General features: G+C 71.6%; 12 protein-coding genes. 9 read left to right on the top strand and 3 right to left on the bottom strand.

Translation table 11 applies throughout. The annotated features are described in order from the left end of the window. Window positions 1-114: 114 nt before the first annotated feature. Complete coding sequence (locus tag OV090_RS13935; protein WP_267704110.1) at window positions 115-618, top strand: hypothetical protein; 504 nt, start codon at window positions 115-117, stop codon at window positions 616-618. Between the two features lie 128 nt (window positions 619-746). Continuing rightward, on the top strand, window positions 747-1,196 hold the full coding sequence (locus OV090_RS13930; RefSeq protein WP_267704109.1) for a hypothetical protein: 450 nt from the start codon (window positions 747-749) through the stop codon (window positions 1,194-1,196). A 104-nt stretch (window positions 1,197-1,300) separates the two neighbouring features. Here OV090_RS13930 and OV090_RS13925 read toward each other — a convergent pair whose 3' ends face one another. Next, window positions 1,301-2,065, bottom strand: coding sequence for a carbon-nitrogen family hydrolase (locus OV090_RS13925; protein ID WP_267704108.1), 765 nt, complete (start codon window positions 2,063-2,065; stop codon window positions 1,301-1,303). A gap of 45 nt (window positions 2,066-2,110) precedes the next feature. Further along, window positions 2,111-3,307, bottom strand: coding sequence for a methionine aminotransferase (locus tag OV090_RS13920; RefSeq protein ID WP_267704107.1), 1,197 nt, complete (start codon window positions 3,305-3,307; stop codon window positions 2,111-2,113). A 30-nt stretch (window positions 3,308-3,337) separates the two neighbouring features. Here OV090_RS13920 and OV090_RS13915 point away from each other — a divergent pair, with 30 nt between their 5' ends. Continuing rightward, complete coding sequence (locus tag OV090_RS13915; protein ID WP_267704106.1) at window positions 3,338-4,666, top strand: aminotransferase class I/II-fold pyridoxal phosphate-dependent enzyme; 1,329 nt, start codon at window positions 3,338-3,340, stop codon at window positions 4,664-4,666. A 236-nt stretch (window positions 4,667-4,902) separates the two neighbouring features. Here OV090_RS13915 and OV090_RS13910 read toward each other — a convergent pair whose 3' ends face one another. After that, on the bottom strand, window positions 4,903-6,042 hold the full coding sequence (locus OV090_RS13910) for a hypothetical protein (protein WP_267704105.1): 1,140 nt from the start codon (window positions 6,040-6,042) through the stop codon (window positions 4,903-4,905). Window positions 6,043-6,302: 260 nt separating this feature from the next. Here OV090_RS13910 and OV090_RS13905 point away from each other — a divergent pair, with 260 nt between their 5' ends. From OV090_RS13905 to OV090_RS13880, 6 genes are all read left to right on the top strand, one after another. Further along, the gene (locus OV090_RS13905; RefSeq protein ID WP_267704104.1) at window positions 6,303-7,433 is read left to right on the top strand and encodes a glycosyltransferase; all 1,131 of its coding nucleotides are present in this window, start codon (window positions 6,303-6,305) and stop codon (window positions 7,431-7,433) included. Then, window positions 7,430-8,203 carry a glucose-1-phosphate cytidylyltransferase gene (gene rfbF / locus OV090_RS13900; protein WP_267704103.1) on the top strand — a complete coding sequence of 258 codons (774 nt, stop codon included), beginning with the start codon at window positions 7,430-7,432 and terminating at the stop codon, window positions 8,201-8,203. The genes OV090_RS13905 and rfbF overlap by 4 nt, the downstream gene beginning before the upstream one ends. A gap of 1 nt (window position 8,204) precedes the next feature. After that, the gene (locus OV090_RS13895) at window positions 8,205-9,182 is read left to right on the top strand and encodes an NAD-dependent epimerase/dehydratase family protein (protein ID WP_267704102.1); all 978 of its coding nucleotides are present in this window, start codon (window positions 8,205-8,207) and stop codon (window positions 9,180-9,182) included. After that, on the top strand, window positions 9,179-10,009 hold the full coding sequence (locus OV090_RS13890) for an NAD-dependent epimerase/dehydratase family protein (RefSeq protein ID WP_267704101.1): 831 nt from the start codon (window positions 9,179-9,181) through the stop codon (window positions 10,007-10,009). Before OV090_RS13895 ends, OV090_RS13890 begins: the two co-directional genes overlap by 4 nt. A gap of 71 nt (window positions 10,010-10,080) precedes the next feature. Then, complete coding sequence (locus OV090_RS13885; protein WP_267704100.1) at window positions 10,081-10,806, top strand: hypothetical protein; 726 nt, start codon at window positions 10,081-10,083, stop codon at window positions 10,804-10,806. Next, window positions 10,737-12,227 carry an oligosaccharide flippase family protein gene (locus OV090_RS13880; protein ID WP_267704099.1) on the top strand — a complete coding sequence of 497 codons (1,491 nt, stop codon included), beginning with the start codon at window positions 10,737-10,739 and terminating at the stop codon, window positions 12,225-12,227. The genes OV090_RS13885 and OV090_RS13880 overlap by 70 nt, the downstream gene beginning before the upstream one ends. Window positions 12,228-12,233 lie beyond the last annotated feature (6 nt).

Below are 12,233 nucleotides of genomic sequence, written 5' to 3'. Positions count from 1 at the left end.
GCTTCGGCCCGATCGAAGTCGGCGACAGGAGCATGGTCGCGGGCGAGCCGGCGGGGGCGCGCGACACGGTGCTGCTGTCGCCGCGGATGCTCTTGAGGGCATGAAGGAGAGGACATGCTGCAACGGACATGGTTCTTGGGACTGGTTCTCGCGGCGGCGGGCTGCAACAAGTCGTCGGGGATCTGCATGAACTCGAGCTGCGAGGCCTCCGTGCCGCTCACCGTGGTCGACGACGGCCAGCCCGGCGGGCGGCTGCGGGCCGGGGCGTACACGTTCCGCGTGGCCACCGACTACGCCGAGGAGACGTGGAGCTGCGCGCTGCCGGCCGAGGACTGCGCGCTCGACTTCTTCACCCCCTTCGAGGACGGCGAGGACGACGGCACCCTGTCGATCGTGGCCCACGCGGGTGAGACCGGCCTTCAGATCGAGGTGCTCGAGATCCGCGGCAACACCTGGAGCGGCCCGGCGAAGTTCGTGGTCGCGGTCGAGCGCGACGGCGAGGCGGTGGTCGAGGAGACCTTCGAGCCGCGCTACGAGGAGGCGCTGGTGCCCGACGCGTGCGCGGTGTGCCTGAAGCGCAAGGGCGGCGACCTCGTGGTCCACGTGCCGGCCGAGTAGGGCCCGGCAGCGCGTCCCGCCGGCTGGACGTGTCCCGCGGGCGGGACGGGTCGGGTGAGGCGGCTGCGCGAAAGGACAGGGGATTTCGCGCGAGCCCGGGCCGCGGCGCGGCGTGCATGGCCCCGCGGGTGTGCGCCTCGCCCGTCGATCCAGTCCTCGGCCTCCTGCATCGCCGGCCCGAGCTTGTCGTCCTCGCGCTGCACCGCCTGCTCGGCTGGGAGCTCGAGCAGCCGGCCCGGGCCGAGCCGGTCGACGTCGGCGATACTCAGCTTTACGCCCACGGGCACGAGTGGTCGGCCGACCTGGCGTTCGCGCTCCACCGGCTCGGCGGGCCGTCGACGTGGCTGGCGGTGGTGGTCCCGCCCGCGCGCGAGGAGCAGGCGCGGGCGTACCTGTGGCCGTGCTACGCGGCGCTGCTCGGGCTGCGCCGCGGCGGGCCGGCCGCGCTGCTGGCGATCGTCGGCGACGACGACGCGGCGTGGGCCCGGCAGACGGTCGCGTGCGGCTTCGGGGCGCTGACGTTCACGCCGCTGGTGATCACTCGCGCCGCGCTGCTGGCGCTCGGCGAGGATGTCTGATGGGACATGTCTGTGCGGACAGCCTGTCGGCGGGCCCGCGCGAGGCGGCGCGGCGGCCGGAGGTTCCACCTGTCCTTCGGGGCAGGTGGGAGCGGGCGACGCGGCTAGGGCTTGCGCCTGTCTTTGAGGACAGGGAAGCGCTCGCGCGCGTCGCGGACGACCTCGGGGCGGACGTCGGCGAGCACCATCGTCTCCCCGCCGGCGGCGGCCGCGAGCACCTCGCCCCAGGGGTCGACGATGCGGCTGTCGCCGCTGTAGTCGAGGCCGTTGCCGTGGCCGACGCGGTTGACGCCGACGACGTAGGCCTGGTTCTCGATCGCACGGGCCTGCAGCAGGGTGGTCCAGTGGTGGCGCCGGCGCTCGGGCCAGTTGGCGACCACGACGTAGGCGTCGGTCTGCTCGGCGCGGCCCCAGAACTCGTCGGCGAAGCGGAGGTCGTAGCAGACGAACAGGGTGCAGCGCAGGCCTTCGACGTCGACGGTGATGTGGTCGCTGCCGGCGCCGTAGTGCTCGTGCTCCTTGGCGAACGAGAACGGGTGGATCTTGCGGTAGCGGACGACCTGGCCGTGCGGGCTGGCGAGCACGAGCGTGTTGTAGGGCTTGGCCTCGCCGAGCGGCACCTCGGGCACGCTGCCGCAGATCCACAGGTCGTGCTGACGCGCCTGGTGCTCGAGGAAGCGGGTCGAGGGCCCGCCGGGCGGCTCGGCGATCTTGGCGGTCGTCATCGAGAAGCCGCAGGCGAACATCTCGGGCAGCACCACCAGCTTGGCGCCCGCGGCGGCCGCCGCGGCCACCCACGGGCGCAGGCGAGTGAAGTTGGCCTCCGGGTCCTCCCACGCGATGTCGCTCTGGATCGCCGCGATCTTCATGCTCCGGTCCCCCTGCGTGCTGTCCTTCGGGTCATGCGTGATAGTCTATCCGCCCGCGCTCGCCAGCGGCGCGCGGCGCGGCAGCTTCTGCAGGCGACGCAGGCCCTCGTCGAGCACGTCGTCGGTCTTGCAGAAGGCCCAGCGCACCAGGTGACGGCCGTTCGCCGGGCGCTCGTAGAACGACGACGGCGGGATCGCGGCGACGCCGACCTGCTCCGGCAACATGCGGCAGAACTCGACGTCGTCGGCGTATCCGAGCGGGCGGATGTCGGTCATGACGAAGTACGCACCGGCCGGCGCGAGCACGCCGAAGCCGAGCTCGCGCAGGCCCTGGCACAGACGATCGCGGCGCGCGCGGTACTCGGCGACGAGGCCGGTGAAGAAGGCGTCGTGGGCGACGAAGGCCTTGGCGAGCGCGTGCTGGAACGGTGTAGCCGTGCAGAAGGTCACGAATTGGTGCGCACAGCGAATCGCAGCGCTGAGCGCCGGAGGCGCGCACGTGTGTCCGACCTTCCAGCCGGTGAAGCTGAAGGTCTTGCCCGAGGAGGAGATCAGCACGGTGCGCTCACGCATCCCGGGGAGCGTCGCGAGCGGCACGTGCGAGCCCTCATACACGAGGTGCTCGTACACTTCGTCGGTGATGGCGATGAGGTCGAAGCGCTGGCAGAGGCTCGCGATATGCTCGAGCTCGCTGCGCGTAAAAACCTTCCCAGTGGGGTTGTGCGGGGTGTTCAGAAGAATTGCCCGAGTCTTGGGGGTAATGACCGCTTCGAGCTCTTCGGGCCGGTACGCGAAGTCAGGCGCGTGCAGCGTGACGACCTTCGGGACCGCGCCGGCCATGGTGACGCTGGCGCGATAGGAGTCGTAGAAGGGCTCGAACAGCACGACCTCGTCGCCGGTGTCGCACAGCGCTTGCAGCGTCGCGCAGATGGCCTCGGTCGCGCCGGAGTACACGGTGACCTCACTGTCGGGATCGTAAGAGAGGTCGTAGAAGCGCTGCTGGTGCGCCGCGATCGCGCGATTCAGCTCGGGCAGGCCGCTCATGCGAGAGTACTGGTTGGCGCCGGCGCGGATCGCAGCGATCGCGGCTTCTTTGATGAAGTCGGGTCCATCAAAGTTGGGGAAGCCCTGGCCGAGGTTGACCGCGCCGAATTGAATCGCAAGGCGCGTCATCTCGGTGAAGATCGTGGTGCCGAATCCTTGGAGGCGGGCTGTGAGGTGCGGCTGGCGGGCGCTGCTCATGGGCCGCTGGAGTGTGGCATAGTTGTAGCGATGCAGGACGTCCAGAGCGCGCACGCCGACCTCACCGCCCACGCCAACGACGCGGGTCCCGACCCGGCCGCCCGCCTGTCGCAGATGGCCGGGGCGCTGGTGGGATCGGAGATCCTCAAGATCGCGGCCGAGATCCGCGCGCTGATGGGCCAGGGCGTCCCGGTCTGCAACCTCACGGTCGGCGACTTCAGCCCCAAGCAGTTCCCGATCCCCGAAGTGCTCCAGCAGGCGATCTTGCGGGCCCTCGAGCGCAGCGAGACCAACTACCCGGCGGCCAACGGCCAGGTCGAGCTGCGTCAGGCGATCCAGCGCTTCTACGAGCGCGAGCTGGGGCTGCGCTATCCGCTCGACAGCTTCCTCGTCGCCGGCGGCGCGCGCCCGGTGATCTACGGCCTCTACCGCACCGTGGTCGACGCCGGTGACACGGTCATCTATCCGGTGCCGAGCTGGAACAACAACCACTACGTCCACATGTGCGGCGCGCGCGGCGTGCCGGTCGTATGTGGCCCCGAGACCAGGTTCCTGCCCACCGGCGAGGCGCTGCTGTCAGAGCTGCCGTCGGCGCGCCTGGTGTGCCTGAACTCGCCGCTCAACCCGACCGGCACTGCCATCAGCCCCGACGCGCTTCGCGGCATCTGCGACGCGATCCTGGCCGAGAACCGCAAGCGCGAGCAACGCGGCGAGCGCCCGGTCTACCTGATGTACGACCACATCTACTGGATGCTGCGCTTCGGCGACACGAAGCACGTGACGCCGCCCGGGCTGCGCCCGGAGATGGCCCGCTACACCGTGTTCGTCGACGGCATCAGCAAGGCGTTCGCGGCCACCGGTCTGCGCGTCGGCTGGGCCGTCGGCCCGGTCGACATCATCAAGCAGATGTCGGCGGTGCTCGGCCACGTCGGCGCCTGGGCCCCGCGCCCGGAGCAGATGGCCACGGTCGACCTGCTCAGCGACGCCAAGGCCATCCACGCCTACGGCAACAACTTCCTGCAAGGCCTCGACCGCCGGCTCGAGCTGCTGCACACCGGCTTCCAGGGGCTCAAGAAAGACGGCCTGCAGGTCGACAGCATCCCGCCGATGGGCGCGATCTACCTGACCGTGCGCATCAATCCGTTCGGCCGCCGCACGCCCGCAGGCCAGGTGCTGCAGACGAACGAGGATGTCCGCAAGTACATGCTCACCGACGCCGGCATCGGCATCGTCCCGTTCCAGGCGTTCGGCGTGCCCGGCGACGAGGGCTGGTTCCGCCTCAGCGTCGGCGCGGTCTCCGAAGACGAGATCAAGGCAGCCCTGCCCCGCCTCGCCCGCGCGATGCAGGCGCTCACCTGAGCTGCTCGATCGGGGTAGGTCGGAGAGCTGTCCGTAAGGGCAGGTCAGGCGCCGCGAGAGAGCCTGCGCGCAAGGGCAGGCTCGAAGGGACAACCGCTCGGAGGTGCAGGCGGGGTGAGGGGGAGCCTGCTCGAAAGGGCAGGCTCGAAGGATCGAGCGGGGCCTGCTCGAGAAGGTAGATCGGGGCGATATGGTCGAGGGGACATGTTCTTGAGAACATGTCCCATCGTGCAACCTCAGGCGCTGCGGATCCCGTGGCGCGCCAACACCTCGACGAACGCGGCCACGTGCGAGCGGCGCTTGCGGAAGGGCGAGGGCGGCGGCGAGGGGTTGGTGGTCGGATAGACGACGGGGCCGCCGGCGAGCGCCTCGCCGATCGCGGAGCGGATGTCGGCGGTCACGGCGCCGCGCAGGTCGACGCGCGCGAGCAGGGCCCGCACGGCAGGGCCGTGGTAAGCCGACAGCACCAGCGCGTCGGTGATCTCCTTGAGCAGCGACATGTTGCCGCCCTGCCACATGCCGCCGCGGTAGTAGCAGGTCCACGAGAACAGGCTCTGGCCGGCGTCGGTGTCGGCCAGGCCGCGCAGGCCGGGGAGCGCCCGCAGGCGCGCGAGGGCCAGCGAATGGTTGTAGGCGCGCCACTTCGGGGTGGTGAAGACGTCGGCCAGGGCGCCGACCCAGAAGATGGCGCGCCGCTCGAAGCGACCGGCGAGCTCGCGCAGCTCGGCGACCCATCGCACGTGGTCGAGGCCGATCCGGCAGGCGTTGACCGCGATCTCGCTGTCGAGCAAGGAGGCGTCGCGGTCGACGAGCTCGACGACGTCCATGCCGAGCCGGTTGTCCTTCACGAACTGCTGCACGAGCGGGAAGTTGGGCCGCGCGCTGACGGCGATCACCGGGTTCTTCCACGGCAGTAGCAGCAGGTTGAGGCTGTCCTTGCCGCCGCACAGGACGAGGTTGGTGAAGCCGGGCCGCCGCGCCTCGACGCGGGCGATGTCGGCGCGCATGGCCGCGGCGAACTGGGCGACGTACTCCTGCGGATCGGAGAGCTCGAGGGTGGACAGCTCGGGGCAGCCGACGCGACGCACGCGGCGGTCGATGGTCGCGTTGGTGGCGAGGTAGCGGACGGCGCCGCCGACCTGGCGGGCGACGTCGGCGTCGAGCTCGAGCGCGCCCTTGTGGACGATCAGCGGCAGCGGCGAGGTCGCGTAGAGGTCGCCGCTGCGGTAGACCGGATAGAACATCGGCGGCGGCCGGCGGAAGCGCTCGGCCTGCCAGACGACGGGACCCGGCGTGAGCCACAGGTCGTCCTCGTCGATCTCGGGCTGCCGACGCAGCTCCCAGCCGTCCTTGGAGGTGAGATCGGGCAGGATCATCGCAGGTCCTCGTCGTCGTCGAGCTCGCGGCGCGGCGGCGCGGGCCCTCGACGCGACTGCAGCGGCTCCTGCAGGGCGCAGGCGTGCTTCGTCGGCGTGTCCAGGCGGAGGAGCATCGTGTGGTGCTCCGCGCGATACCAGAGCCCGGCGAGGACGGCGTGCCGCGGGGGTTGCGGAGGGCGTGCGGCAAGTCATGGCTGGGCGAGGCCGGTTGACACCCTCGCGCGCCGGAGCGTACGTTCGCGGCCGTTTCGCTCGGCATGTCGACCTCGCCGACCGTCGGCTTTGTACGCCACGAATTCCTGCCGCCGTCGGAGACGTTCATCTACACGTCGATGCGGTCGCTGGAGCGCTACGCGGTGCGCGTGTTCGCGGTCGAGCGGCTGTCGCGGGAGAAGTTCCCGGACGGCGAGGTGACTGCGCTGCGCGACCAGCCGCTCGGGGCGCTCGAGGCGCTGCTGTACCGCGCGACCACGCTGTCGCCGCGGCTGTCGCGGTGGGCCCGCGGGGTGTCGCTGATCCACGCGCACCTCGGACAGACGGGGGCCCACGCGCTGCTGACCGCGGCCCGCCACGGCCTGCCGCTGGTGACGAGCTTCTACGGCAAGGACGTGACGGTCCGCGGCTCGCGGCTGCGGCTGCTGCCGGCCTACTGGCACTTCGCCGCGCTGGCGCCGGCGCTGTTCCGCCGCGGCGACCGCTTCCTCGCGCTGTCGCAGCACATGCGCGGCCAGCTGGTCGCGCAGGGCTGTCCCGAGAGCAAGATCCGCGTGGTCCCGCTCGGCGTCGACCTGTCGCGCTTCCAGCCGGCGCCGCGGACGACGCGGGCGCGCACGCGGGTGCTGATGGTCGGCCGCGAGGTCGAGAAGAAGGGTTTTGATGACGGGCTGCGGGCGTGCGCCCGGGCGCGCGACGAAGGGGCTGACCTCGAGGTCATGTTCCTTGGGACAGGTTCGGCGGGGGCCGGGCCGCTGCGCGCGCTGGCCGAGTCGCTGCGCCTCGACGTGACGTGGGCGGCGCCGACGACGGCTGTCCCTTCGGCCATGCAGGAGGCGGACGTGCTGCTGGTGCCGAGCCGGACGGCGAGCGACGGCGACCAGGAGGGCACGCCGACGGTGATCTGCGAGGGCTCGGCGGCAGGGCTGCCGATCGTGGCGACGCGGCACGCGGGGATCCCGGAGCAGGTCGAGCACGAGCGGACGGGGCTCTTGGCGGAAGAGCGCGACGTCGCGGGGCTGGCGGGGCACCTGGTGCGCCTGTCCCGAAGTGCAGACGAGCGGGTCGCCCTCGGCGAGGCCGGGCGGCGCAAGATGCAGGCGGAGTACAGCGTGGAGGCCCACCGCGAGCGCCTCCAGGCGGTCTACGACGAGGTCCTGGGGAGGTCGCGATGAAGGTCGTCATCCTGTGCGGGGGCAAGGGGACCCGCTTCAAAGAGCAGACGGAGCTGCGTCCCAAGCCGATGATCGAGGTCGCGGGGCGGCCGATCCTCTGGCACATCATGAGCTACTACGCGTCGTTCGGGTTCGACGACTTTGTGCTGTGCCTCGGCTACCGCGCCGAGGTGATCAAGCGCTACTTCCTCGACTTCGCGGCGCTGTCGGGCGACTTCACCGTCGACCTCGGGCAGGGCGGCAAGCTGACGCTGCACAACCCGCCCGAGGCGCGCTGGCGCGTGACCTGCGTCGACACCGGCGAGGAGGCGATGACCGGGGCGCGGCTGCGCCGGGTCGGTCGCCACCTCGACGAGGACGACTTCATGCTGACGTACGGCGACGGCCTGTGCGACGTCGACCTGAAGGCGCTGCTGGCGTTCCACCGCAGCCACGGCAAGATCGGGACGGTCACCGGGGTGCGGCCGCAGAGCCGCTTCGGCGAGCTGCTGACCGACGGCGAGCGTGTCGACCGCTTCAGCGAGAAGCCGGCGGTCACCGAGGGGTGGATCAACGGCGGCTTCTTCGTGTTCCGCAAGGCGATGCTCGAGTACGTGCGCGACGACGATGTCTGCACGCTCGAGCGCGAGCCGCTCGAGCAGCTGGCGGCCGACGACCAGCTCCGGGTCCACCGCCACGAGGGCTTCTGGCAGTGCATGGACACCTACCGCGATCTGCAGCTGCTCGAGCGCGCGTGGACCGGCGGCGCGGCGCCGTGGAGGAAGTGGTAACATGTCCTTTTGGACAGACAAGAACGTGCTCGTCACCGGGGCGACCGGGCTGCTCGGCAGCCACATGGTCGAGGAGCTGCTGGCCCGCGGGGCGGCGCCGGTGTGCCTGGTCCGCGACGGGGTGCCGCGCAGCCTGTTCCACGGCCGCGGGCTCGACCGCCGCTGCGTCAGCGTACAGGGCCAGCTCGAGGACTACGCGCTGCTCGAGCGGGTGATCAACGAGCACGAGATCGAGGCGGTGTTCCACCTCGGGGCGCAGACGATCGTCGGCACGGCCGGGCGCAACCCGCTGTCGACGTGGGAGGCCAACGTCCGCGGCTCGTACAACCTGCTCGAGGCGTGCCGCCGCAACGAGCGCAAGGTCCGGCGGATCGTCGTCGCCAGCTCCGACAAGGCCTATGGCGACCAGCCGGTGCTGCCGTACACCGAGGAGTCGCGGCTCGAGGGCCGCTTCCCTTACGATTGCTCGAAGAGCTGCACCGACCTGATCGCCCGCTGCTACTTCGACAGCTACCAGCTGCCGGTGTGCGTGACCCGCTGCGGCAACCTGTTCGGGCCCGGTGACCTCAACTGGAACCGCATCATCCCGGGGACGGTGCGCTCGGTGGTCCGCGGCGAGCGGCCGCTGGTGCGCAGCGACGGGACGTTCGTGCGCGACTACGTGTACGTCGGCGACGCGGTGGCGGCGTACCTCGAGCTGGCCGAGCAGATGGACCGCCCCGAGGTGGCCGGCGAGGCGTTCAACTTCTCCGACGAGCGGCCGCAGAGCGTGCTCGACATCGTCGACCGGGTGCTCGGCCACATGGACGCGCGCCACCTGCCGCCGGTGATCCTCGGCGAGGCGTCGCGGGAGATCCGCGAGCAATTCCTGTCGTCCGAGAAGGCGCGCCGGGTGCTCGGCTGGCGCCCGCGCCACGGGCTCGACGAGGGGCTGCAGCGCACCATCGCCTGGTACCGCGAGCTGCTGGGGGCGACGTGACCGCGGTCGCGATCGGCGGCGGCGGCGGCTTCATCGGCCGCGCCGCCGCACGCGCGCTCGCCGGTGGGTCGGCGATCGCGTTCGGTCGCGAGGGGCTGTCGGAACGGACATGTCCGGAAGTACACGCGCTGATCTGGGCCGCCGGCGGCCGCGAGGGCGGCGAGGCGGGGCTGGCCGAGATGCACGTGGCGGCGCCGCTGCGGGCGCTGGCGGTGGCGGCGGCGCGCGGGGCCCGGCGGGTGGTCTACGTCAGCAGCGGCGAGGTGTACGGGCTGCAGCCGGTGCCGTTCGCCGAGGACGCGCAGCGGCTCGGCGACACGCCGTACGCGCGGGCGAAGATCCGCGGCGAGGACGAGGTCCGCGCGGCGGCGGCCAGGCTGAAGCTCGAGGCGGTGATCGTGCGCCCGGGGGTGGTCTACGGGCCAGGTCAGCGCCCGGGCATGCTGATCCCGTCGCTGCTGGCGGCCCTGCGCGCCGGCCAGCGGTTCGCCTGCACGCCCGGCGAGCAGACCCGCGACTTCGTGCACGTGCGCGACGTGGCTCGCCTGCTGGCCCGCTGCGCCGAGGACGGGGCGCCGGCGGGGACCTACAACGCCGGCACGGGGATCGAGTCGGCGGTGGCGATGGTGGTGCGCGCGCTGGCGTGGCGGCTCGGCCGCACGGACCTGATCGACCTCGGCGCGCTGCCGTACCGCGGCAGCGAGGTGATGCGCTACGTGCTCGACGCGACCCGCGCGAAGGAGCGGCTCGGCTTCGTCGCCAAGGTGGCGCTGGCCGAGGGGCTCGAGTCGGTGGTGAGCTGTCCCGAGGAGCATGTCGGTGCTTGAGGCCGAGGCGACGTTGCGGCGCGCGATCGCGGAGTGGATGATGGTGGCGAGCTGTCCCGAGGAGCAGGTCGGTGCTTGAGGTCGAGGCGCGGTGGTTGCGGGCGCGGCTGCAGGAGCTCCCCGACGGGGAGCTGTCCCCTTTATTGAATCTCGGCAGCAGCGACCTGCACTTTCGGACAGAGGCGCAGCCGTGGATCGACCGCGAGGTGTTCGCGCCGCTGCGGGCCCGCGGGGCGGAGATCGTCCACAGCGACCTGAAGACGCTGCCGGGCGTCGACATCGCCGCGGACGCGCTGAGCGAGGCGGGGCTCTCGCGGCTGCGCGCGGTCGGGGCGCGGGCGATCCTGTGCTGCAACATGCTCGAGCACGTGACCGACCGGGCGGCGCTGGCCGAGCGCCTGGCGGCGCTGGTGCCCGCCGGGGGGCTGCTCGTCGTCACGGTGCCGTTCAGCTACCCGTACCACCCCGACCCGATCGACACGTATTATCGACCTGACCCGGAGGACATGTCCCGCGAGCTGTTCCCGGGGCTGCGCCTGGTCCGCGCCGAGATCGTCGACGGGCCGACCTACGCGCCCGAGCTGTTGCGCCGGCCGTGGCTGCTGGTCCGCGACCTCCGCAAGCTGGCTGGCCTTCGGGACAGCCCGAGCGGGACCGCGGGCTCGCGCCTGCCTGGCTGCGTCGCCCCTATCGGGTCAGCTGCGCGGTGCTGCGGCGGGAGTAGAGGATGTCGGAGCGCGAGGAGCAGGTCCGCGTCAACCAGAGCCTGGCGTGGGTCGGCACGGCGACCGCGCTGATGGGCGTGCTCGACGTCGCTACCAAGGCGGTGCTGCTGGCGATCTGGATCAGCCCCGAGGAGTACGGGGTGGCGACGCTGGCCCTGGCGGCGATCCCGATCCTCGACCTGGCGACCGAGCTCGGGCTGCCGGGGGCGCTGGTGCAGCAGGGCGACCACACGCCGGCGCGCCTGTCGACGGTGTTCTGGCTCAACCTGCTGCTGTCGCTCACGATCGTCGCGGCGATCTTCTTCGCGGTGGCGCCGCTGCTGGCCAGCCACTACAAGGCGCCGATCGTCGGCTGGATGCTGCAGGCGCACTGCGTCAAGCTGCTGCTGCAGAACCTGTACATGGTGCCGGGGGCGCTGATGATCCGCGAGATGCGCTTCCGCGAGTTCTCGCTGATCCGCTTCCTCGCCAGCGTGGCCGAGAACGTGGCCTTGCTGGTCGCGGCGCCGCTGGTGGGGATCTGGTGCTTCATCGCCGGGGCGATCGGCCGCACTCTGGTGACGACCGCGGGGGTGCAGTACTTCCAGCCGTGGCTGCCGCGGCTGTTGTTCGACTGGGCGGCCACCCGCGAGGCGGTGCTGTTCGGCTTAAAGACCTCGCTCAGCCGGATCCTGTTCTTCGTCTACACCGGCCTCGACTTCTACATCGTCGGTCATTTCTTCGGCCGCGCCGCGCTCGGCCTCTACAAGGCCGCCGCCGACCTGGCGCTCGACCCGGCCCGCATCATCAGCACTGTGGTGGTGTCGGTGGCGTTCCCGGCGTTCTCCCGCGCGCGCGACCGGCCGGCGGTGCTGGCGGAGCAATTTCTGAAGTTGTCGCGGCTCAGCTTCATCGTCGTCGCCGGGTTCCTGGTGATCGTGGTGCCGGCGGCGCCCGACCTGCTGCTGCTGCTCGACGAGCAATGGGTCGGCGCGGCGGCGGCGGTGCGCGTGCTGGCGATCGCGGCGCTGCTGCGGGCGGTCAGCGCAGTGGTGCCGCCGCTGCTCGACGGGGTCGGGCGCCCGAGCCTGACTCTGAGCTACATGGCGGTGGCGGCGGTGACGATGCCGCTGTGGTTCGCGATCGCGGCGATCGTGCTCGGCGGCTGGCTCGGCTACGCGTCGGTGGCGTGGGCGTGGGTGATCGGCTACCCGATCGCGTTCGCGGTGCTGCTCCGCTTCGCCCTGCGCCACCTGCAGCTCGGCGCCGGCCGCTACGTCGGGGCGCTGCTCCGCCTGTTCTTGTGGACAGGTCTGGCGATCGCCGCGGGGGCAGGGGTGCGGGCGCTGATGACCGACGCGGTCGCGCTGCCGCTGGTGCGCGCGCTGGTGACCGCGGCGACTTCGATGGGGACGTTCCTGGCGGCGCTGGTGGTGGCCGAGGGGATCACGCCGGCGTCAGTGTCGGCGGCCCTGAAGCCGCCGCCGCGTGACCCGGAGCCGGCGATCGAGTAGAGGTGC

The sequence above is a fragment of the Nannocystis sp. RBIL2 genome, assembly GCF_026626745.1.
Lineage (GTDB): Bacteria > Myxococcota_A > Polyangia > Nannocystales > Nannocystaceae > Nannocystis.
Note: the sequence above shows the minus strand (reverse complement) of the source record. Positions and strands in the feature narration are given on the sequence as shown.